Source organism: Pseudaeromonas sp. HNCC25DJ180 (genome assembly GCF_055413345.1).
This window is the reverse complement of record NZ_JBVAYF010000011.1, coordinates 141,436-164,464: the sequence shown is the minus strand read 5'-3', so window position 1 is coordinate 164,464 and position 23,029 is coordinate 141,436. Positions and strand designations below refer to the sequence as shown.

Here is a 23,029-nt window from a genome sequence, read left to right as displayed (position 1 = left end):
GCACACAGTAAAAATGCCAGTCAGCGTAACTGACTGGCACCTAGAGTGACCTATCTCAACTTCAGGGCGGGAGCATACTTCGTTTGTTTTTCGTCCATCAGGCGTACGACGTTAAAAATCTCGGAGAAAAATGATTTTTCCTGCTGAGTTATGAAATATAGCGCGCCATTTTTGAGTAAAAAACATTCAAAATCAAAGTATGCTCCCGCCCTGATCTCAACTTATGGGGCGTTCAACCAACGCTCCGCCCTCAACTCAAGCGATTTTCCTCCTCCTTATAGAGGTCGGGGTGGCTGATCTCCATCATCTGCTCAGGGTGGGCCAGCTCAGAGAAACCCTGTTTGCGATAGAGCTCGTGGGCATCCTGGGTCGAGAGCAAAATACGGCGCAGCCCCTGCAGCTCAGGATGAGCCAATACGCAACTGAGCAACCATTGCCCCAAACCCTTGCCCTGAAACTCCTCCAATACGAACATATCACTCAGATAGGCCAGCGTAGCCCGATCTGTGATCACCCGGGCCAACCCTATCTGCCGCTCACCCTGATAGAGACCAAAACAGAGTGAACCATCCAGCGCCCGCGCAACCAAGTTAGCCGGAATATCTTTGGCCCAGCTGGTCTGACGCAGGAAATCGTGGATCACCGCCGATTGCAATAAACCCGGATCCGTACTGACCCGAAACTCGTAGCGCTGCCATTCCATCATCAACCCTCCCAACCACCACGGCTTATGATGCAAGTCTAGTCAATTTTGCCAAGGGCAAGGGTAGCGACGAAGAAATAAGGTGTTGAATCGTGGATTTTTTCGCGGCAGAGGTGGGGGGCTAAGCAGAAGCTGACGTTGGGTGTTGCTCACCCAACGTCCCATGTTTAGGGGGCCAAGCGGTCGATATGCCAGCTATCCGCCATACGGGTAAACAAGAAACGGTCATGCAGGCGGTGGGCGCCGCCTTGCCAGAACTCCATGCTGTCGAAGTTGACGCGATACCCCCCCCAGAAGCTGGGTAACGGGATCTCACCATTGGCAAACTTCTGTTTGAGCTCCATAAACTTGCCCTCCAGCAGACTACGAGCCGAGATGCGACTCGACTGCTGGCTGACCCAAGCGGCAATCTGGCTATCCTTAGGTCGGGAGTGAAAATACTTGACCACTTCCAGCGGCGACAAGGGTTCGGCCACACCTGTGATATGTACTTGGCGATCCAGCATATGCCAGGGGAACAGCAAACTGACCTGGTTGTTTTTGGCTATATGCTGGGCCTTACGGCTACCCAGATTGGTGTAGAAGACAAAACCCTTATCGTCATAGTGCTTGAGCAACACGATCCGCTGGAAAGGACGACCGGAGGCATCCACAGTCGCCACACTCATGGCCGTCGGATCGGCCAATTGGGCATCACAGGCCTGACGCAACCACTTCTCAAATAACTCGATGGGCGTAGCGGGCAGATCCTCACGATGCAACCCGCCCTTGGTGTATTCCCGTCGCAGTGCGGCGATATCCATACTCTTCCTATCCTGACAACAACAAGAGGGTCATTTTGCCCCCAGCCTTGACCAATCTCAAGCGGCTAACGCCCCACGACGAAGCCATAGCCCCAGATCGGTTGCGTCATGGGGGCTTAACCCCTATGATCGCAGCCGATTTCCTCCTCCCTAGAGTCATCATGCTGAAAAATTCCCTGACCCTGCGCCAGGCTGAACTGGTCGTGGCGGTATTAACTGATGTATTGGGCAGCCGATCTACGCTGGATCGCGCTTATGCCCGTCAGTTCCACGAGTTGCGCCTGGCCCCTACTGAGCAGGCCCATATCACCCTGGTCACAGGCGATCTGTTACGCCGCCTGAATCTTTACTGTCACCTGGCAGGCATCACCCAGGATGAAGCCGCCATTGCCGGTTGGAGTCTGATCTGTGTCTGGCACCAATTCTATAATCTGCCCCTGCCTCAGAGCCCGGCGGCCAGCATCTTCAACCTGAAGAGCTATGAGAGCCGCAAAGCCAGCGCCCGTGGGCTGCCGGCCCTATGGGATGGTTGCCCCGAGTGGCTGGATGAGCTGGGTGAGGAGCAATTAGGCGAGGCCTGGCCTGCCGAGCGCCGCGCCCTGACCCAACACCCCAAGCGCTATCTGCGGGTCAACACCTTAAAGTGCGATATGGATAGCCTGATCCAGCGCCTCATGAACGAACGGGTCAATGTGCGTCCGGTACCGAACCAGCCCTATGCGCTGGAGGTACTGAATGATGCGGCCCTGTTCCGCACCAATGCCTTTCAAGAGGGGTGGTTTGAGCAACAGGATGCGGGCTCCCAGCAGATAGCCGACTTCCTCGGCATCGAGCCCGGAATGCGCGTCATTGATGCTTGCGCCGGCGCGGGCGGCAAGACGCTGCACCTGGCAGCCCTGATGCAGGGCAAGGGACGCCTGCTGGCGTTGGATGTGGAGCAGTGGAAGCTGGATAACCTGAAACAACGGGCGCGTCGAGCCGGGGCACACAACGTCGAGACCCGAATCATCAGCTCCAGCAAGACCATCAAACGTCTCAAGGAGAGCGCCGATCGCCTGCTGTTGGATGTCCCTTGCTCAGGCTTAGGCGTACTCAGACGCAACCCTGATGCCAAGTGGCGGGACACAGCCTCACGGCTGCCGGTGCTGATGGCGCTGCAGGCCGATATTCTTAGCCGTTACAGCAAAATGGTCAAACCCGGTGGCGAACTGGTGTATGCCACTTGTAGTATCCTGCCCTGCGAAAATCAGGATCAGGTGGTCAAATTTCTAGCCGAACAAGCGGGTGCCTACACCCTGATACGTGAGCGCGTGGTGAGCCCGGCGGAAACCGGCTTTGATGGTTTCTACATGGCGCGGATCCGCCGCGAGGCCTGATCCTTGGCCAGTAGCCAGCAGATAAAGGGGCCAATAAGGGCCCCTTTTGTTTATCTCCCCATGCTCAAGCTACCCCTCCGGCGGCAGATCCTGACATAAAGCCGGCAGGTTGGGGCTCATCTCCTCCACCCCATGCAACCGCACCACATCATCGTAGCCGACGGCAGCCCCTTGCCGCTGCTTACCCAGCAAAGTCCCCTCCAACTCTACATAGAAGGGCTGGAAAGGCCGTTGCGCATGTTTGAGCGCATATTCGCGCAACGCCAGCGCCGCCTCGCTATTCCCCTCTATCCAGTAGATGAGATTCCCCGGACAGGGCTGAAAACTATTCACCTCGGTGCCCGCCCGGTAGATCCCCTGCCAATACTCAGCGCCGACCCTATGGGCCAACAAGCAGAGCAACAGGCCAACAAATAGCCATCGGTTATTTCCAATCCTTCTACTCTGGCGTTTGACCCACATGTTTCACCCTGCACTGTCTCGGCGTCAGCTTCATTATGAGCCATTTCTCTGACCCGGCTAGCCCTGCGCGACGGGCAAGCAGCCTATTAGCGGAAAAACGCCCTCCCCGGCGTATTAGCGGAAAACGAAAAAGCCCCCCGGCGTAAACCGGAGGGCTTGGTGTGAACTGAGCTTGTTTTAGTGCGAGCCGTTGTTAGGAACGACCGCCCTTATCAAACTTGCCACCCTTGTCAAATTTGCGGGGTGCACCAGTGCGCTTGGCATCACCAAACGGACGGTCGCGACCACCTTCCGGGCGAGGACGACGCTCGGCAAAAGGCTTACCACGGCGCTCGGATTGATCCGGCACTTGACCCGTGAATTGGCTGATCTCCAGCTGGCGACCGCAAACACGGGCACGCTTGAGAATATCCATGGTGTCGGTGGGCATGCCTTCCGGCAAATCGACCGTAGTGAAGGTATCGAAAATTTCGATGTGACCGATGAAGCTGCTTTCAAGATCGGCTTCATTGGCGATGGCACCCACGATCTGACCAGGCTTGACGCCATGCTCATAACCCACTTCAACGCGATAACGCTGAGTGGTGACATCCGGATGATCCTTCAGCGGACGCGGGCCGGCAGAGGGCGATTTACGCTCACGACGTTGACGGTCATCACGATCGCCACGGTCGTTGCGGTCAGGACGCTCGTTACGATCGCCACGCTCACTACCCAGAGTGCGCTGTACCGGCTCGAAATGGCTCTCGTCCAGGAACAGAGGCTCATCACCCTTGACCATCTTGGCCAGCGCCGCACACAGATCTAACGGCTCGACGCTATCGTCCTGCAGGAATTCGTTGACCACTTCCTGATACTGCTCCAGATCATCGGAGAGCAGGGTGTCACGGATCTGCTGCTTGAACACTTCCATCCGGTGCTTGTTGATGTCCTGGGCGGAAGGCATGTGCATCGGCTCAATCGGCTGACGTGTAGTGTGCTCAATAGAGCGCAACATGCGACGTTCACGCGGCGCCACAAACAGGATGGCATCCCCGGTACGACCAGCACGACCGGTACGGCCGATACGGTGCACATAAGACTCGGTGTCGTAAGGAATGTCGTAGTTCACCACGTGAGTGATGCGATCCACATCCAGACCACGAGCGGCCACATCGGTGGCAACCAGAATGTCGACCTGACCATTCTTGAGCTTTTCAACGGTACGTTCACGCAGCTTCTGCGGGATATCACCGTGCAGGGCTTCACAGGCATGGCCACGGGCGGCCAGTTTACTGGTCAGCTCTTCGGCTGCAGTCTTGGTGCGCACGAAGGCCAACAGGGCATCGTAAGGCTCCACTTCCAACAGACGGGTCATGGCATCCAGCTTGTGCAGACCGGAAACCAACCAGTAACGCTGACGTACAGTCGATGCGGTACTGGTCTTGGAGGCGATCTTCACCTCAGCCGGTGTTTGCAGATGGCGATGGGCGACACGACGGATCACGTCCGGCATGGTGGCCGAGAACAGGGCGATCTGGCGATCGTGGGGGCACTGTTCGATGACCCACTCCACGTCGTCGATGAAGCCCATGCGCAGCATTTCGTCAGCTTCATCCAATACCAGGGCACGCAGGGCAGACAAATCGAGCTTGCCTTTGCGCATCAGATCCATGACGCGACCTGGAGTCCCGACCACCACTTGCGCGCCGCGCTTCAGGGCACGGATCTGGGTCTCGTAGGAGGAGCCACCATAGATGGGCAGTACATGGAAATCAGACATGTACTTGGCATAGCTCTGGCAAGCCTCGGCAACCTGAATGGCCAGCTCGCGGGTCGGCGCCAGGATCAGGATCTGAGTTGCAGAATCCTTGGGGTCCAGACGGGAGAGCAAAGGCAGGGCGAAGGCGGCTGTCTTACCGGTACCGGTTTGAGCCTGGCCCAGGATGTCACGGCCTTCAAGCAGAGGCGGTATCGCCGCAGCTTGGATAGGAGAAGGGGTTTCGTAGCCTACGTCAAGCAGGGCTTTAAGGATCGGGTCAGCAAGGCCAAGCTCACTAAAGCTCGGTACAACATTTTCAACTTCAGACATAAGTTCTTCCGGTTAAGAGGAATGAAAACGGGCTCCTAGCGGCAAATCTCTTATGTCGCTGCTGGCCCGGTATCGCAAGGGGGGCAGATTATATACATAGCGTAGACCGTTTGTCGCTAGAAATGTGACATTTATCTCATTCATTTGTTTTTTTCTTCAATACGGCCAAGGTAATACGGCTAGTACAGATCAGGTGCTGAGCCTCATCATGGATCTCTATCTGCCACAGCTGAGTGGTCGCGCCCAAGTGCAGGGGACGTGTGGTTCCCGTCACTAATCCGTGTCGCTTGGCACGCACATGATTGGCATTGATTTCGAGCCCCACACAGCAGCGGCTCAGGTCAACACACATGTTGCCCGCGACCGAACCCAGCGTCTCGGCCAGCACAACGGAGGCGCCCCCATGCAACAAGCCCATAGGCTGTTGCGTGATGGCAATCACCGGCATGGTGGCCTGCAGAAAGTCCTCACCTATGGCACTGTAGCAGATGCCCAGATGGGCGATCAGCGTCTGTTGGGCCCCGGCATTGAGACTCTCCAGCGTAAATTCTCGCTTCCAGATGGCCATTTTTTCTCCAAAAAGTAAGGGCATGACCTGGTGTCATGCCCTCGAGTTTACTCGCCCTGAACGCTAACCGCATCTACTGCGGGCGCGTCAGTTCAAGGATTAGAGCAGGCTCAAAAGAGCCTGCAGCGGATGGCGTAACTTCTCCCCCTCCATGCGCTTGACCTGACTGCGGCAGGAGTAGCCGCTGGAGAGGCAATCGCCCTTGGGCAGCTTGGCCAGCGCCGGACCCCAGCTCATGTTGTAGATGTTACGGGAGTCCTCCAGGTGCTTCACATCATGGCCATAGGTTCCCGCCATGCCGCAACACCCCACGGCCACCGGCTTGAGCTCGGCCCCCAGATGGGCAAACAGTGTGGCCCAATCCCCCTGAGTGGAGGGTTTGGCGGTTTTCTCGGTGCAGTGGCCCAGCAGGTGGAACACCGGCTTATCGGAGCGGGTTTTGCCTGTGATCTTCGGCAACACCGAGAGCAACCACTCCTGCGGCAGTTGCACATTGAACTCGCCACGCGCATCACCCAACGCCTTGGCATACTCATCCCGGTAACAGAGCACCATGGCAGGATCCGGCCCGACCATGGGGATCCCCAGCTTATGCAGCCGGTTGAAGAACTGGGCCGCATTGGCCGCCGTACGCGCGAAGCTACGCAGGAAACCCTTGATATGCTGCGGCTTGCCATTGGGCTTGAAGGGTAACAGCAGAGGACGGTAGCCCAACTTTTCAATGAGCAGGATGAGATCCCGCACCACAGGGGCATCGTAGTAGGAGGTAAAGGGATCCTGCACCACCAGCACTATCTGGCTGCGAGCCTCGGCAGAGAGCTGCTCGAGTTTTTCCAGATTGAACAGGCTGGCATCATGACCGGCCAACTCCTGCTTGAGCGTAGGCTCGCTCAGGATAGGCACATCGACCATACCTATGCTCTTCTCGGTCACCTTCTGTACCCAGCTCTGTTTCAAGAAGAAGTTCACCACCCCCGGCGCCTTGGCCATCAAAGGCGCATAGGACTCCACGGTCGCGACAAAGTAATCCTTGGCCGGACGCAAATAACGCTGGTGATAGAGCTCGATGAAGCGAGAGCGGAACGCAGGGACATCCACCTTGATGGGGCACTGACTGGAGCAGGCCTTACAGGCCAGACACCCCTGCATCGCCTCCATCACCTCATGGGAGAAATCATATTCGCCACGGGCCTTAGCCAGGGTATTACGTACCCGCGCCACCAGCTCATGCCAACGGATACCGCCATTGTGGATCTCCACCTCTTCGGCCAAAGGATCATAGCCCTGGAGCTGCAATTGGCGCAGCCACTCGCGCATCAGGCCAGCACGCCCCTTGGGTGAATGCCGGCGATCACCGGTCAGCTTGAAGGAGGGACACATGGGCGAGCTGAGTTCGAAGGTAAAACAGAGGCCATTGCCGTTGCAGTTGACCGCATCGGCAAAGCTGTCACGCACCGTCACCGGGATCTGGCGATCCAGACCACCGCGCTTGAGCGCATCCACCGAGACCAGTTGGGCCTCGACCCCCATAGGCGTACAGATCTTGCCCGGGTTCATGCGATTGCGAGGGTCGAAGACCGCCTTGATCTTGCGCAGCTCATCGAACAGCTCACCAAAATAGGCTGGGCCATACTCGGAGCGGAAGCCGCGACCATGCTCACCCCACATCAGACCACCATACTTGGCCGTCAGAGCCACCACCTGGTCGGAGATCTTACGCAGCACCACCTCCTGCTCCGGATCGCACAGATCCAAGGCGGGGCGCACATGCAGCACACCGCAATCCACATGACCAAACATGCCATAGGCAAGCTGGTTGGCGTCCAACAGGGCGCGGAACTCCATGATGAAGTCGGCCAGTTTCTCTGGCGGCACGGCCGTATCTTCGGTGAAGGCCACCGGTTTCTTGCGCCCCTTGGCATTACCCAGCAGGCCCACGGCCTTCTTGCGCATGCCATAAATGGTTTCTATGCTCGCCAGATCATCGCAAAGCTGGTAGCCAATCACCCCACCCTCGCCCGCGGCCAGCAGCGCATCCAGACGAGCACACAGGGCTTCCACCTTGCGCATCTGCTCGTCGGCGCTATCACCGGCAAACTCGACGATGTTGATGCCCATCATCTCCTTGCCGGGCACATCTTCAATCAGATGCTTGACCGAATGCCAGATGATGTCACCCCGGGCCAGATCCAGTACCTTGGAATCGACGGTTTCGACCGACAAGGCTTCGGCAGCCACCATGACGGGAGCATTGCGCAACGCCGAGGCGAAACTGTCATACTTGACGTTGACCAGGGTGCGGAAGGTGGGAATGGGGGTCAGATCCAGTTTGGCCTCGGTGATGAAGGCCAGGGTTCCTTCCGAACCACACAAGAGGCGGCTTAAATCCACGCCGTCATTGCTCGGATCATAGACATGTTTGAGATCGTAGCCGGTCAGGAAACGGTTTAACTTGGGGAACGTCGCCTCAATCTCCGCACGCTTGTCGCGCGCCGAGGCCAGTACCTGGCGATAGATAGCCCCTTCCCGCCCACTGTCGGCCAACTTGGTGGTCAGCGCCTCACCCTGAAGCGGGCTCGCCTCAACTTGGGTGCCATCTTCTAGCACGGCCGTAACGGCCAGCACATGGGCCGAGGTCTTGCCATAGACCAAAGAGCCCTGCCCGGAGGCATCGGTATTGATCATGCCACCGATGGTGGCGCGGTTACTGGTGGAGAGTTCTGGCGAGAAGAAGAGGCCATGGGGCTTCAAAAATTCGTTGAGCTTATCCTTGACCAGGCCCGCCTGCACGCGCACCCAGCGCTCTTGCAGATTGAACTCCAGAATGCCATGCATGTGCCGGGAGAGGTCAACTATGAGGCCATCGTTGAGAGACTGGCCATTGGTCCCCGTGCCGCCACCGCGCGCCGAGAAGGTGATGCCACTATAGGCACTTTGCGAGGCCAGTTGGCTGAGCAGGATGACATCCGCCGTGCTGCGGGGAAACACCACAGCCTGAGGTAACCACTGATAGACACTATTATCTGTGGCCACCGCCAGACGACTGGAGTAAGAACTCTCTACGTCGCCGGCAAAGCCGCCATCGATAAGGGCCTGCAAAAATGTGTGGTAGAGAGGGGTGATTCCATCCTGAAGATTGAGTCTCGGGATCATGGCTGCCTGACTTCCCTGGTTGCCACCGCGACCGCGGCGAGGTACACGAAAAAAAATGGGCTATATGTATAGCAGCAGCGCCCCATGAACCAAAGCAAAAAATGTCATTTCTCGCACCAGAGGGCGCCCACTTAGTGATAATTTGCTTAGTAGCTGGTAGCCAGGCCTGGTGAGCAACCCGGCTTGGCTACGCCTCTTGTGGTGGGGTGCGCAAACGCGACAGTGAGAGCTGCCAATAGCCCACATCTATCCATTTATCTCGTTTGAAGCCGACTTCCTTGAAGTGGGCCACCTTGGCAAACCCCAACTTTTCATGCAGGTGGATGCTGGCCGCATTGGGCAGGGCAATCCCCGCCATGACGGCATGCAAGCCCGCTTCACGCAGTTGACTCAATAACTCGCGGTATAAGGGGGTGCCCAAGTTACGTCCCCGCGCCTCGGGGGCCAGATAGACCGAACTTTCCACACTGTAGCGATAGGCCGAGCGGCCACGCCAGGCGGTGGCATAGGCATAGCCCAGCAGTTGGTCACCTTCGACGCAGACCAGCCAGGGATAGAGGGCACTGAGCTGGGCAATGCGCTCACGCATCAGTTCATCACTGACGCCCTGCTCCTCAAAGGAGATATCGGTCTGCTCCACATAGTGGTTATAGATGGCGGCGATGGCACTGGCATCCTCCAACTGCACGGCTCGGATCATGGCGGCACTCCTTGAGGCAATATAAACCTGAGCCAAGATTAGCCTATTCCCACCGTCTCTACCGCCAACGGGGTCAAATCCTGCAAAAAGTCGACCACCTGAGCCGGGGACAAAGGCCGCGAGAAGAGGTAGCCCTGATAGAGGTGGCATCCCAGCTGCTCCAATATGGCCAACTGCTCCGGCTCTTCGACACCCTCGATCAGCAACTGAGCATCCAGGGTCTGACTCAAGACCTGAATGGTGCGCACCAGCTTGCGCTTGCGCTCGTTGCTGGTGATGTCGCGGATAAGACTCCGATCGATCTTGATCTTGCTGACCGGCATGTTGACCACCCGTCCCAGTGAGGAGTAACCGGTGCCAAAGTCATCCACCGCCACCGAGATCCCCATCTTGCGCAGCAGAGTCAAACGCTTGTAAAGCGACGACTCATCTTCGGTGAAGGCACTCTCGGTGAGTTCAATCTCCAGGGCATCACTGGACAGGCCATACTGTTTGCAGAGGGTCAGCCAGTGCCGTACCAGCGCATCATCGGCCAACTCATGGGTGGAGAAATTGACCGAGATACGCGGTGGCACTATGCCCTGGGCCTGCCACTGTTTACGATCCCGACTGACACGCAACAGCATGGCCTCGGTCAGCGCGATGGAGAGACCATGTTGCTCGGCCAGGCGACAGAAGTGCGCCGGACTGACAAATCCCAGCTTGGGATGATTCCAGCGCGCCAGCGCCTCCATGCCGGTAACGCATTGGCGTTCGGTGCAATACTGGGGTTGATAGGCGGCCGTGATCTGCTTGTTGGCCAGCGCCATCTTCAGATCCTCCAGTAAAGAGGCATCATCCTTGTCCTGCATGTAACGTTCGGCATCGAATATCTGAATGCCGACCCGGCCATGGAGCTGCTCCAGCGCATAACGCACATGGCGCAGCAGCAGCTCAGGTGCCGCCGCCTCTGGTCGTAACAGCACTCCGCATTTGAGCCCAGCCGCCGGCGCCACGGCCATCAACCTCGCCACGGCCTGTTCCAGCAGTTGCCCGGCCGTCGCCTCACCGCCATCGTAGAGCGCCAGCAACAGGGTGTCGGGATCCCAGGCACAGAAGAAATCAAGATGACTCCACTGGGGCTGCAACTGTTTGGCCAACCAGTTAGCCGAATAAGGGTGCTGCTCATGCAAGCGGGTATGAACCTTGATCATGGCGAGCAAGCCAGGCGCCTGCTGTGCGGCAAACACCTGCCGTAAACGAGCGAGAAAAGAGGAGAGATTGGGCAGGCCCGTCAGCTCATCAAACCAACGCAACTGCTGAGTATGCTGCTCTACCTTCTGCAACCGCTGCCGCAGACGGCGGTTCTCGGTGTGATCATCGATGAGCAACAACTGGTGCAACCCCCCCGCCAATCCGGTGGAGGTCACATGCCACAACTTATCTTCACTCAGCTTGCAGGGCCACACCCCCACCTGCTGCAGTGAGCTCAGCAGATGACCGGGTAACCACAGGGCCAGGGATTGACCTTCCGGCTTGTCATTGCCCAGTAAACGACGGGCTCGGCGATTACAAGCCTCAATGTTGCCCTGCTTGTCGATAACCAGGCGTCCCTGCTCCCCCGACTCAAAGATCAGGCGATAGAAACTGTTGTTGCGAGCCATCTCATTGAGCAGCGTCTGGCGCTGCTCCAGCGAGGCGGCAAAGGACTTCATGACACGCGCGACAGCCAGAGGAAAACAGATATTGAAGAAGATGAAGATGAGCCAATGTAGATAATGATGAGAATTGGGCAGGGTGATATCAATGCCGAAAACGGCAGGCAGTGGCCGGTTGTAGAGGAGAAAACCAAAGGGCAACAGGTTGAAAACCATACAGCCGATAGCCACCCGCAAGCCGAGTAACAACAAAGCCACAAGCGGCAAGCTGTAAAGAAACAGGCTGCCCAACTTGGCCAGCTCGGCATCGTGAATAAACAGCTGCATGCACAGGCCGCCCCCCACTATAGTGCCAAGCATGAGCCAGGCCATGAGCTGGTAATAGCGGGGAGCCAACCAGGCCTGCACCAGCAGCAGGGAGTAAAAGGAAAAGTTGATGAAGGGGACTTCATAGCGACCGACCATGGCGGCCTTGTAGCTGGAGTGTACCGCTACCCCCAACACCAGCAACAGACCACACAGGCAGATGATGCGCAGGGCACTGCTGCGGCTCAGCCTGAACTGATCTTTACCATCCCGACCGAACTTGTCTAATAAGAGAAACTCTTGCACCTTGGAGAGCATGACGACACGCGGCCCTGTAACCTGATTCCCACTGCCGCGACATTAATGATTTACTCAGTAAATATCGAGTATGAAAAACCAATCCGTTGGGGATTTTTCGCATTTTTACATATGCCCGCTTACCAAGTGTGCCGTTTGCTCGGCTTCTGAGCAAAACGATACGACCCTGCTCTCTCTTAAGCCTTCTTTGCTCGTAACCAAGCAACCGGGGATTGTGATGCAGATCACAATGAATTCCCTCAACTGTGGCCATTGGTTGCCATGCTAAATCGCTTTAGCTAGTTTAACAGAAACGCTATTGCAAACGAGGTGAGACATGAATAATCGAGTCTGGGTGCTGGGCGATGCGGTGGTCGATCTGATCCCCGATGGCCCAGAGCGTTACCTGAAGTGTCCAGGGGGGGCTCCGGCCAATGTGGCGGTCGGTGTGGCCCGGCTAGGAGGCAACAGTGGTTTCATCGGCCGAGTGGGCCAAGACCCCTTGGGCCGCTTCCTGTGCCAGACCCTGCAGCAAGAAGGCGTTGCCACTGAGCAGCTGGCGTTTGACTCCCAGCATGGTACCTCGACCGTGCTGGTGGAGTTGGATGAGCAGGGCGAGCGCAGCTTCCATTTTCTGGTTCGCCCCAGCGCCGATCTCTTCCTGACCGAGACCGAACTCCCCCATTTCTCCCCCGGCCAATGGCTGCATCTGTGCTCCATCGCCCTGTCGCAAGAGCCCAGCCGCAGTGCGGCCTTTGCCGCCATGGCCCAGATCCGGGCTGCGGGTGGCTATGTCAGTTTCGACCCGAACATCCGCCTGGAGATGTGGGCCAAGCCGGAGGAGCTCAAACCCTGCCTGGAGCGCGCCTTATCGCTGGCCACCGCAGTCAAGCTCTCCTGTGAGGAGCTGGCCTATTTAGGCGGCGCACAGGATATGGCCACCAGCATCCAGGCGCTGATGGCGCGCTATCCGATCGCACGGCTGTTTGTCACCCTGGGGGCCGAGGGCGTTCTGGTTCATGATGGCCAGCAGCTACACCGACTGCCCGCCTATCGCGTCACCCCGGTTGATACCACAGGTGCCGGTGATGCCTTCGTGGCAGGACTGCTGGCCGGGCTAGCCGAACGAGACGCTCTGCCGGAGTGGCGTGAACTACAACCCATAGTCGCCCAAGCCCAATATTGTGGGGCCTTGGCCACCACAGCCAAAGGTGCCATGACCGCCCTGCCCTACCGGGAGGCGCTGCTCGAGGGGCTCCCCCACGCTGCTGGCTAACACTAAACCAGCTCACCTCTTAAGCCGGGTCCCTAACCCGGCTTTTTTATGCCGGAACGTCATGCTCTGCGCACAAAGGGGGTCATATGTACCCTGCTCACTTGGCGATATATTCGGCACAACACAGAAATTGCTGGAACGATCACAATTGCTGAAACGGGTTAGCTGATTTTTTTGCACCCGGCCTTGGCTCTGGCTAATCTCAACTCAGCAAAACCGGTTTAGCAGTTCAGCAAAATAATAGAAGTGCCCTACAGCCAAAGGAACGACCACATGACCAAACTCACCTACCTTGCCTCCGCCATCACACTGGCGATGATGGGATCCATGCAACCAGCGGCAGCAGCAGCCAACTCGCTGGAAAACCGCCTGGAAGCGCTGGAACAACGCTTGGAACAAGCCGAACAACGTGCCAGCTCAGCCGAAGCACGCGCTCAGGCGGCAGAGCAGAAGACTCAGGAGCTGGCTACCCGCACCAGCCAAACCGAAGCGAAAACCACCCAGGTAACTCAACGCACCGATGCTCTGGAGACCAAGACCCTGGCCGGTACGGGTGTTGAATTCCATGGCTATGCCCGCTCAGGCTTATTGATTAGTGATAGCGGTACCGGCACCGAGGGCGGTCCCTATGTGACACCGGCTGGCTCAACCGGTGGGGCCGTGGGGCGCCTGGGTAATGAACCCGATACTTACATGGAGCTCAATCTGGAGAAGAAAAGCACCCTAGATAACGGCGCCACCACCCGTTACAAGGTGATGCTGGCCGATGGCCAACGCAGCTACAACGACTGGACCGGCAGCAGCTCCAGCCTGAACGTACGCCAGGTCTTCGCCGAGCTAGGCACCCTGCCCACCTTCACGGGTGCGGCCAAAGACGCCACCCTGTGGGCCGGCAAGCGCTTTGATCGGGACAACTTCGACATCCACTGGCTCGACTCGGACATCATCTTCCTGGCCGGTACCGGCGCCGGTGTCTATGACCTCAAGTGGTCGGACTCAGCCAAGAGCAACTTCTCTCTCTATGGCCGCAGCTTTGGCGCCCTGGATGATGTCAACAGTGACATCCAGAACTACATACTCACCAGCAATAACTACTTCGGCAAGTTCCAGTGGATGGTGAGCGGCCTGAAGGCCAAAGACAACGATGCCCGGGAAAACGTAGGCTCAGCCGGCACGACTCACGGCGCCGACAAGGGCTTCCATACCATGCTGGCCTATCATGGCGACAGCTTCTATGGCATGCGCTCAGGGTCATCCAAGACAGCCCTGCTCTACGGCCAGGGATTGGGTGCCGAGGTCAAGGGCTTAGGTTCAGACGGCAATCTGGGCGAGGATGCCCAAACCGTGCGTCTGGCCAGCTATGGCACCACGGCCATCAATGATAACTGGAGCCTAGCCCCGGCTCTGCTGGCCCAAAGCAGCAAGGATCGTTATGTGAAAAATGACGACTACCAGTGGGTGACCGCCAACGCCCGCCTGCTGCAAAACATCACCGAAAACTTCATGCTGGCTTATGAAGGCAGCTATCAATACATGGATCTGGATCCACAAGGGTATCTGGGTCGCCAGGCGGTAGATGGCGGCTTCTACAAACTCACCTTCGCCCCCACCTTCAAGGCCGGAGAGATAGCCAACTTCTTCAGCCGCCCCGAGCTGCGGGTGTTTGCCACCTATATGGATTGGGATAAGAAGCTGGATGGCTACGCGACAGATGACTCCTTTGGCAAGGCCGGCTTTACCGCCGGTGGCCAATGGAACTTTGGCGTCCAGATGGAAACCTGGTTCTAGCCTCAAACACGACACCATTTAACGCCATACAATTAGGAGTGCGGCAGCTTGCCTGCCGCCATATAGAATCGAGGTTTATATGAATTATCAAGCCACAGCCAACGCCTTGTTGCCCCTATTGGGCGGCAGGGAGAATATCGCCAGTGCCGCCCACTGTGCCACCCGCCTGCGGCTGGTACTGGTAGATGACAGCAAGATCAACAAGAGCGCCATTGAGCAGCTTGAGGGCGTGAAGGGCTGCTTCAGCAACGCCGGTCAGATCCAGATCATCTTTGGTACCGGCGTCGTCAACAAGGTATTTGCCGAATTCAGCCAGGCGGCAGGCATCACCGAAGCCAGTAAAGCCGAGCTGACCGATATTGCCGCCAAGAAGCTCAATCCGCTACAACGAGCCGCCCGTCTGCTCTCCAACATCTTCGTGCCCATCATTCCGGCCATAGTCGCCTCCGGTCTGCTGATGGGGCTTCTGGGTATGGTGCGCACCTATGGTTGGGCTGACCCGGACAGCGCCATCTTCATTATGCTGGATATGTTCAGCTCAGCCGCCTTCATCATACTGCCCATCCTCATCGGTTTTACTGCCGCACGGGAGTTTGGTGGTAACCCCTACCTGGGGGCAACCTTAGGGGGGATCCTCACCCATCCGGCCCTGACCAATGCCTGGGGTGTGGCCGGTGGCTTCAAGACCATGGACTTCTTCGGCCTCGATGTGGCCATGATTGGCTACCAAGGCACGATATTCCCTGTGCTGTTGGCGGTCTGGTTTATGAGTCTGCTGGAAAAACGACTGCGCAAGGTGATCCCCGATGCGCTGGATCTGATCCTGACCCCTTTCCTCACCGTGATCATCACCGGCTTTGTGGCCCTGCTGTTCATTGGCCCAGCAGGTCGCGCCTTGGGCGATGGTATCTCCTTTGTCCTGAGCACCCTAATTGATCAGGCTGGCTGGCTGGCGGGTCTGGTCTTCGGCGGCACCTATTCGGCCATCGTCATCACCGGTATCCACCACAGCTTCCATGCCATCGAGGCTGGCCTGCTGGGTAACCCGAAGATCGGCGTCAACTTCCTGCTGCCCATCTGGGCCATGGCCAACGTGGCGCAGGGTGGCGCCTGTCTGGCCGTCTACTTCAAAACCCGGGACGCGAAGATCAAAGCCATCGCCGTGCCCTCCGCCCTCTCGGCCCTGCTGGGGATCACTGAAGCGGCTATCTTCGGTATCAACTTGCGCTTCATGAAGCCCTTCCTGGCCGCCCTGGCCGGTGGAGCCTTGGGCGGTGCCTGGGTTGTCGCCAACCATGTGGGCATGACAGCGGTGGGCCTGACCGGCATACCGGGGATCGCCATAGTGCAAGCCAGCTCAGTCGTCAGCTACCTTATCGGTCTGGTGATTGCCTTTGGTTCGGCCTTCGTTATCTCCTATTTGCTCAAGTATCAAACGGACAGCGAATAATGCGCGAAACCTCGTTACTCAAACAACTGGCCCGCTCTTTAATGAGCGGGCAACTCACAGCGGCGGCCGATCCTTATCGGCCCCACTGGCATCTGGCCCCGGCTGTGGGGCTGCTTAATGATCCCAATGGCTTTATCCAGCACAACGGACGCTATCACCTCTTCTACCAGTGGAACCCGCTGGCCTGTGCTCACGGTGCCAAATTCTGGGGCCACTGGAGCTCCAGCGACTTGCTGCAGTGGCGTCATGAGCCGGTGGCGCTGGTTCCCAGCCAAGAGTACGAACGTAATGGCTGCTACTCAGGTTCCGCCGTGGTGAGTGCTGAGAAAATCGTGCTGGCCTACACAGGCAACGTGAAATTTCCGGATGGTTCACGCACCGCCTATCAGTGTCTCGCCGTCGAGAACGAGCAGGGGGAATTCGACAAACTGGGGCCTGTGCTGGCACTGCCTGAGGGTTACAGCGGCCATGTGCGCGACCCCAAGCTCTGGCGCCATGATGATCTCTGGTACATGGTACTGGGCGCCCAGGATCGGCAAGGCCAAGGCAAGGTGCTGCTGTTTCGCTCCGAGGATCTGCACAGCTGGCATGCCATGGGCGAGATCGCCGGCTCCGGGCTCGGTGGCTTGGGGGAGTTCGGCTACATGTGGGAGTGCCCGGACCTTTTCACCCTGGCCGGCCAAGAGCTGCTCATCTGCTGCCCCCAGGGGGTGCCCGCCCAGGAGGAGCGTTACCTCAACACCTTCCAGACCGGTTATCTGCTGGGGCAACTCGACTACGACACTGGCCACTTTACCCACGGAGCCTTTGAGGAGCTGGATCTGGGGTTTGAGTTCTACGCCCCACAAACCACCCAAACCGAAGATGGTCGGCGGCTGCTGTTTGCCTGGATGGGGATCCCCGATGGCGATGAGTTCTACCAGCCGACGCTGCAACAGGGGTGGATCCATATCATGAGCTGCCCGCGGGAGTTGAGCCTGGTCGGCAACCAGCTCTACCAGCAACCGGCTCGGGAGCTTAAACAACTGCGTCAGGAGGCCAGCCAGTGGCAGGGCATAGCCCAGCAGGCGCCCCAGTTGGCCGCCAGCCGTGCCGAATTGCTGCTCTACCCGACGGGTCCCTTCTCGCTGAGCCTGGGTAATACGCTCGAGCTTGCCTGGGATGGCTCTCGACTGAGCTTAAGCCGCCACAACCTGCGGACCGGCCAGATCGAGCAACGCTTCTGGCGCGGTGAACTTGAGCAGTTACAGCTGTTGCTGGACAGTTCCAGTGCCGAGATCTTTATCAATCAGGGCGCTGCCGTGATGAGTTCTCGTTATTTCCCCGCGTTGGCACCCCTTATCAGTTGGCAAGGCGAGTCACATCTGGCACTGCGCTACTGGTCGTTGGCCCCCTGCGTGATAGAATGAGGCATAGTTCCATCGCCAAGAACCCCACAGTGAAATCGAGCAAACGCATCACCATCAGCGACATAGCCCAGCTGGCCGGCGTCTCCAAGGCGACGACCAGCCTGGTGCTCAATGGTCGCAGCAAGGAGTATAGGGTCGCAGACGAGACACGGGATCGCATCCTGGCCCTGGCCGCTGAACACCACTACCAGCCCAGCTTTCATGCTCGCTCCTTACGCTCCACTCGCAGTCATACCATTGGCCTGGTCGTGCCTGAGCTGACCAACTATGGCTTTGCCTCGATTGCCCGCGAGCTGGAAACCCTCTGCCGAGAGGCGGGCCTGCAGTTGCTCATCGCCTGTAGCGACGAAAACCCCAGTCAGGAGATGATGGCCGTAAACAACCTGGTGCAGCGTCAGGTGGATGGTCTGATCGTGGCCTCCAGCGCCCTCTCGGATGGCGAGTACCTGAAGATCAACCACTCCTTGCCTGTGGTGCAACTGGATCGCCACATAGCCGACTCCACCCTGCCGCTGGTGATCACCGACTCGGTGGCCGCCACCGCCGAACTCATCGAGACAGTGGCGCGGCTACATCCAGACGAGATCTACTATCTGGGGGGGCAGCTGCGGCTCTCCCCCAGTCGCGATCGTCTGCAAGGTTATGAATTAGGTTTGCAGCAGGCAGGGGTCGAGCTTAAGGCCAACTGGATCCGGCACGGCAACTACTCACCCAGTTCCGGTTACGAAATGATGGCCAGCCTCTGTGCCGAGCTGGGGCGCCCACCCAAGGCGCTGTTCACCGCCGCTTGCGGCCTACTGGAGGGGGTGTTGCGCTATCTGAATCAACACCAGTTGATGGACAGCGATATTCACTTGTGCAGCTTCGATGACCACTACCTTTTTGACTGTCTACCCTTGCGTATCGACACAGTGGCACAGGACTGTACCGGGCTGGCCCAGCGGACCTTTGCCCTGATCACCCAACTCATCGACCAGCAGGAGGTGACCGACTCCCGCCTCTATCTGCCCGGGAAGATCCACTGGCGTCATGTCGCCTCACGGGAGCTTAAGCTATGAACTCCAAGCACCTCTTCATCTCCTGGGTCCTCTGGCTATCCTCGCCGCTCGCCTGGTCCCAAGCCACAGTGCCCACGGCCGATGCGCGCCACAGCGGGCAGGCCGCCATACGCCAGCAAGCCGACAAGCTGGCCAATGAGTGCCAGACTATGGTCAGTTTTCGTTTGGGCGGCTTGATGACACTACGGATTGAGCGGGTGGTAGAGCCGGTGGCCCCTGCCACCATTTGGGCCGTGGTGGGCGAGGATAAAAAGAAAACTCCCCCCATCAGCTTTATTTGCCAGTTTGCGCAAAAAGGCCAAGGGTGGGAGTTGAGTAAGCTTGAGCTATTGCAGTTGGCACCCGAGACTAAGGTTACTCAGTCACCAGCGCCATGAGCAGATGGTCAAGATGCTCCAGCAGGATCACACCAAACGGGGTGAGGAAACCGCCATCGGCGCTAGTAATGATACCCTTGGCGTGAAGACGTAAGGCGGCCGCTTGCATAGCCGGCTCGCAATCCTGCCGCACCTTGATCCCCAGCTCCAAATTTTTCAAATCAAAACAGGCCAGCAGATTCAGGTCTTCAATAAAAGAGGGCTGATTAAGTTGTTCTTTGCGCATAAGAGATCCTTCTAATACTCACGATACCCAAGCACCTTAGCATGGCCTCCCCGGCGCTATTTGCGTGTCAGCGCAAACAATCAGGAGTTGTGCCTACCAAGATATTCGCTCAGATGAGTCTTGCCACCCGACTTGACGCCCATCAACCCGATACCCAATATGGTTTTGTTAAGCCGATCCCGGATGCAACAGCAAAGGAATAGACATGAAGCAATGTGATCGCGCCCTGGCCCAGCAATTGCTGGCAGAGGCGGCCAACTCTCCTCGCCTGCGTAGCCACCAACTCTGGCACCAAGATCATCAAGATACAGTGCAACGTATGCTGATCGCCGCCCAACCCGGCAGTTATGTGGCCGCCCACCAACATACCCAGCAGTGGGAGTGCCTGATCCCGGTTTATGGCGAGGTTGACTGCTTGAGTTTTGACGAACAGGGCACCCTACTTGAGCGCCGACGGCTGACACCAGGAGATGTGCTCGAGATGCCCGCGGCGACCATGCATACCCTGGTTTTCAACCAGCCCTGCTGCCTGTTCGAGGTCAAACCTGGCCCCTTTGCCCCCTCCCAGTTCGCTGAGTGGGCCCCCCAGGAGGGGCAGGCAGGGGTTGCGGAGTTCCAGGCTTGGCTCATAACCGCTCAGCCCGGTGATCAGTGCCCTATTTAGCTCCCCGTCACGCCAAAGCGCCGCTACCTCCCTTGCCCTGTAGCGGCGCCATTGTTGAAGCCACTACACCACCGCTACGCAGGCCAGTCTGCCCACTTCCCCCCCCTATAGCCACCCATGATAGCCACCCATGATAGCCACCCCCGGCCGCTGGTTATGAAAATAGTAACCCTGACTACTGACATGGTTATCATGAGCTATACTGTGATTTAGTTAACATTAACGCAACAACCGAGAGGTTAGCCCTGCGGCACCAAACTCGATCCCATCACAGGAGATGAGGTGTCGCGCACCTAACCGCATCCGTCAGAGCTCTGGCTCACTGGTTCCCCGCGCCTTGGTAGTCTGACCATGCAACGTGTCATCGCCATACTCAGTGATGGAGGAACTATTCCATGAACAAACGAGTGATGCTTACGATCGCCCTGCTACTAGGCAGCAGCCAGGCCCTGGCCAGTAGCGCCTATGGGGATCTCAACAACTTTGATGCAGTCAACGATACAAACCAGGCGTGTCACGGTCTGGAGATAGAGCTCGAAGGCATACATAGCACAGAGATCACCTATACCTACGACTGGAGCCGTTACGGCACGCCCATCATCCGCGAAGATGTTGCGCCGGATGGCGTCACCCCCAGAGTGTTTGTACGCTTCGAGAGTAAAAAAGATCCGGCGACCAATCAGTTTCTCGCCACCACAGTGCCACAAGACCCGGCTAACCCCTTCCCCGCCACCCTGGGGCACCAGTGCACTGATCCCTCCGCCGTCCCGGCGGTATGCGATCACTTCGGGGTAGGCTACTATCCCACGGCCGCCGACCCCACCACGACCCCACCCACCCCAGCCAAACCCTCACTCATTCGCTACAACTGGTTGGTGGAAAGCCCGACCGCACCGGGTACGCTGGTGCTGGGTTCGGCATTGAATGTGGCCACCCCTATCTATACCTACTCGCCTCCTGTGCCGGCCCTTAACCAACCGGCCCAGGTACAAGCCGTGATCCAGGCTCCGCCCCCACCCCAACCTGAGCTGGCGCCACCGGTACAAGCAAAATTTGGCGAGGCGATATGGGCCAAGGAGATCAAAACCTCCGCTAAGAACGATCAGCCGATCAAGCTTGAGGCCCTGGTCGATGACGACCCCAACGCCCAGAACGAAGTGAACTGGCTGAACGATAAGCCAGGGGATGGCGTCGCCGTTGAGGCACAAACCGAAGTCGAATGGCGCATGATGCAGACCGAATTTGCCAAGCTCAATGACCCCAACAATCCAGGCGGCGCCAATGGTGAGCTGGCCGGACAGCCAGAGGAGTTACCTAACGGCGATGAGATAGTCACCCGCCGCTATGAGTTTTACCGCTATGCCGCCGATGACAGAGGGCTCAATCCCGATCTGACCGATGCCGATGGCTCCTCCATTGATGGCGAGACAGGGGAAGCCATGTGCAGCGAAGTCAATCCCACCACGGATCCGGCCTCGGCCAACTACCTCCATGGTCTGAGCAGTAGCGTGACTGTAACGGATGCAAATGGTGATAGCTACACCATAGATTGCAGCAAGCGGATCGTGGTGGGCAACTTCATCGGTGCGCAAATGGCGGGTTTCAATGCCAACACTGAACTGGGGCTCATAGAGCATATTCAAGATTGGGACACTAATTCTGCAGAGGGCTATCTGGCCCGCACCGTGGTGATTGGCGGCATGCCCCCCTATACAGTCACCCTCACTCATGGCGCCCTGCCGACCGGTCTGAGCCTGGATCCAGCGACAGGCATCTTGTCACAAAGCGGCAATCCTGTGCTCGGCACCTATAACTTCACCCTGCAGGTGAGCGACACCAGCCCCTCGCCACTACCGGTAAGCAAAAGCTATACGGTCCGGGTTGGTGACCCCAATGCCGCCATTCAATACCCCCTACTGGTTGCCAAAACCGGCAACGGCACCGGCTCGGTAAGTGGTGCCGGTGGCGAGATCAGCTGTGACCCCATCTGCTCTGCTTGGCTCACAGCTGGCACCCAGGTCACACTGCAAGCCACGCCGGCTGTCGGCACTCAATTTAGCGGTTGGAGCCTGGCCTCTTGTCCTGGTACCGCGCCTTGCGCCTTCACCATGGATGGCGATAAGACACTCAGCGCCAACTTTACCTTGCAGCAATTGTTGCTGGCGGTGAGCAAGAGTGGGACGGGTTCAGGCACAGTGACGGGTAATGGCATCAACTGCGGCAATCTCTGCTCGCTCACGCTGGATTACGGCACAGCCGTAACACTCACCGCCACACCAGCCGTGGGTAGCCAACTCGCTAGCTGGAGCGGTTGCGCCACCAGCACAGCCACCAGTTGTAGCACTACCATGAGTGCGGCCAGAAACATCACAGCCAGCTTTAACACCCTGCCGACGACCTATAAGGTGACAGTCAGCCTCAGTGGCTTGGGCAGCGTAGCCAGTAGTCCCAAGGGGATCAGTTGCGGCAAAACCTGCAGCAAATCCTTCACCACAGGCTCCACTGTCACACTGACCGCCACCCCGGCCAGAAAGCACACGTTCGTCAAGTGGACAGGAACCGTCTGTAATAATCTGACCGCGACCAAGTGCACCGTGCCCATCACCCAGGATCAAACGCTGGTGGCCACCTTCAACTGAGTGTGAAATCAGCTCTAGCCGGAAAAAAACAGGGCGCCCCGTAGGCGCCCTATTTATCTGGCTGCG

Annotated in this window: 18 protein-coding genes; 9 read left to right on the top strand and 9 right to left on the bottom strand. The window is 57.9% G+C overall.

Annotated features, from left to right (window positions below; translation table 11 throughout):
- Positions 1-250: 250 nt before the first annotated feature.
- Together ACZYTD_RS11870 and pdxH are read right to left on the bottom strand one after the other, a co-directional pair.
- Positions 251-706, bottom strand: coding sequence for a GNAT family N-acetyltransferase (locus ACZYTD_RS11870; RefSeq protein WP_463892265.1), 456 nt, complete (start codon positions 704-706; stop codon positions 251-253).
- 164 nt (positions 707-870) lie between these two features.
- Positions 871-1,506 carry a pyridoxamine 5'-phosphate oxidase gene (gene pdxH / locus ACZYTD_RS11865; RefSeq protein ID WP_463892264.1) on the bottom strand — a complete coding sequence of 212 codons (636 nt, stop codon included), beginning with the start codon at positions 1,504-1,506 and terminating at the stop codon, positions 871-873.
- A 161-nt stretch (positions 1,507-1,667) separates the two neighbouring features.
- On the opposite strand from pdxH, the gene ACZYTD_RS11860 reads away from it, so the two are divergent.
- Positions 1,668-2,882, top strand: a complete 1,215-nt coding sequence (locus tag ACZYTD_RS11860; protein WP_463892262.1) for an RsmB/NOP family class I SAM-dependent RNA methyltransferase — start codon at positions 1,668-1,670, stop codon at positions 2,880-2,882.
- Positions 2,883-2,951: 69 nt separating this feature from the next.
- Here the strand turns inward: ACZYTD_RS11860 and ACZYTD_RS11855 are convergent, their stop codons facing one another.
- The 6 genes from ACZYTD_RS11855 to ACZYTD_RS11830 form a co-directional block, all read right to left on the bottom strand.
- Complete coding sequence (locus tag ACZYTD_RS11855; RefSeq protein WP_463892261.1) at positions 2,952-3,344, bottom strand: hypothetical protein; 393 nt, start codon at positions 3,342-3,344, stop codon at positions 2,952-2,954.
- 193 nt (positions 3,345-3,537) lie between these two features.
- Positions 3,538-5,415, bottom strand: a complete 1,878-nt coding sequence (locus tag ACZYTD_RS11850) for a DEAD/DEAH box helicase (RefSeq protein WP_463892259.1) — start codon at positions 5,413-5,415, stop codon at positions 3,538-3,540.
- Between the two features lie 136 nt (positions 5,416-5,551).
- Complete coding sequence (locus ACZYTD_RS11845; RefSeq protein ID WP_463892257.1) at positions 5,552-5,983, bottom strand: hotdog fold thioesterase; 432 nt, start codon at positions 5,981-5,983, stop codon at positions 5,552-5,554.
- Positions 5,984-6,082: 99 nt separating this feature from the next.
- On the bottom strand, positions 6,083-9,136 hold the full coding sequence (gene ydiJ, locus ACZYTD_RS11840) for a D-2-hydroxyglutarate dehydrogenase YdiJ (RefSeq protein ID WP_463892256.1): 3,054 nt from the start codon (positions 9,134-9,136) through the stop codon (positions 6,083-6,085).
- A gap of 187 nt (positions 9,137-9,323) precedes the next feature.
- Positions 9,324-9,836: an arsinothricin resistance N-acetyltransferase ArsN1 family B gene (locus ACZYTD_RS11835; RefSeq protein WP_463892255.1), complete on the bottom strand. Its 513-nt coding sequence runs from the start codon at positions 9,834-9,836 to the stop codon at positions 9,324-9,326.
- 38 nt (positions 9,837-9,874) lie between these two features.
- Positions 9,875-12,097 carry a putative bifunctional diguanylate cyclase/phosphodiesterase gene (locus tag ACZYTD_RS11830; RefSeq protein ID WP_463892253.1) on the bottom strand — a complete coding sequence of 741 codons (2,223 nt, stop codon included), beginning with the start codon at positions 12,095-12,097 and terminating at the stop codon, positions 9,875-9,877.
- 316 nt (positions 12,098-12,413) lie between these two features.
- On the opposite strand from ACZYTD_RS11830, the gene ACZYTD_RS11825 reads away from it, so the two are divergent.
- From ACZYTD_RS11825 to ACZYTD_RS11800, 6 genes are all read left to right on the top strand, one after another.
- Positions 12,414-13,352: an aminoimidazole riboside kinase gene (locus tag ACZYTD_RS11825; protein WP_463892252.1), complete on the top strand. Its 939-nt coding sequence runs from the start codon at positions 12,414-12,416 to the stop codon at positions 13,350-13,352.
- A 273-nt stretch (positions 13,353-13,625) separates the two neighbouring features.
- On the top strand, positions 13,626-15,140 hold the full coding sequence (locus ACZYTD_RS11820) for a carbohydrate porin (RefSeq protein ID WP_463892251.1): 1,515 nt from the start codon (positions 13,626-13,628) through the stop codon (positions 15,138-15,140).
- Between the two features lie 79 nt (positions 15,141-15,219).
- Positions 15,220-16,590 (top strand): sucrose-specific PTS transporter subunit IIBC, encoded by a 1,371-nt coding sequence (locus ACZYTD_RS11815; protein WP_463892249.1) that lies wholly within the window; start codon positions 15,220-15,222, stop codon positions 16,588-16,590.
- Positions 16,590-17,999, top strand: a complete 1,410-nt coding sequence (locus ACZYTD_RS11810; protein ID WP_463892248.1) for a sucrose-6-phosphate hydrolase — start codon at positions 16,590-16,592, stop codon at positions 17,997-17,999. Before ACZYTD_RS11815 ends, ACZYTD_RS11810 begins: the two co-directional genes overlap by 1 nt.
- A 29-nt stretch (positions 18,000-18,028) precedes the next feature.
- Entirely contained in the window at positions 18,029-19,057 is a 1,029-nt protein-coding gene (locus ACZYTD_RS11805; RefSeq protein ID WP_463892294.1) for a LacI family DNA-binding transcriptional regulator, read from the top strand.
- Positions 19,054-19,434 (top strand): hypothetical protein, encoded by a 381-nt coding sequence (locus tag ACZYTD_RS11800; RefSeq protein ID WP_463892246.1) that lies wholly within the window; start codon positions 19,054-19,056, stop codon positions 19,432-19,434. Before ACZYTD_RS11805 ends, ACZYTD_RS11800 begins: the two co-directional genes overlap by 4 nt.
- Here ACZYTD_RS11800 and ACZYTD_RS11795 read toward each other — a convergent pair.
- Positions 19,412-19,660, bottom strand: coding sequence for a TIGR02647 family protein (locus ACZYTD_RS11795; protein ID WP_463892244.1), 249 nt, complete (start codon positions 19,658-19,660; stop codon positions 19,412-19,414). The genes ACZYTD_RS11800 and ACZYTD_RS11795 overlap by 23 nt on opposite strands.
- 205 nt (positions 19,661-19,865) lie before the next feature.
- On the opposite strand from ACZYTD_RS11795, the gene ACZYTD_RS11790 reads away from it, so the two are divergent.
- Positions 19,866-20,324, top strand: coding sequence for a WbuC family cupin fold metalloprotein (locus ACZYTD_RS11790; protein WP_463892242.1), 459 nt, complete (start codon positions 19,866-19,868; stop codon positions 20,322-20,324).
- 395 nt (positions 20,325-20,719) lie between these two features.
- Complete coding sequence (locus ACZYTD_RS11785; RefSeq protein ID WP_463892240.1) at positions 20,720-22,963, top strand: InlB B-repeat-containing protein; 2,244 nt, start codon at positions 20,720-20,722, stop codon at positions 22,961-22,963.
- The last annotated feature ends 66 nt before the right edge of the window (positions 22,964-23,029 follow it).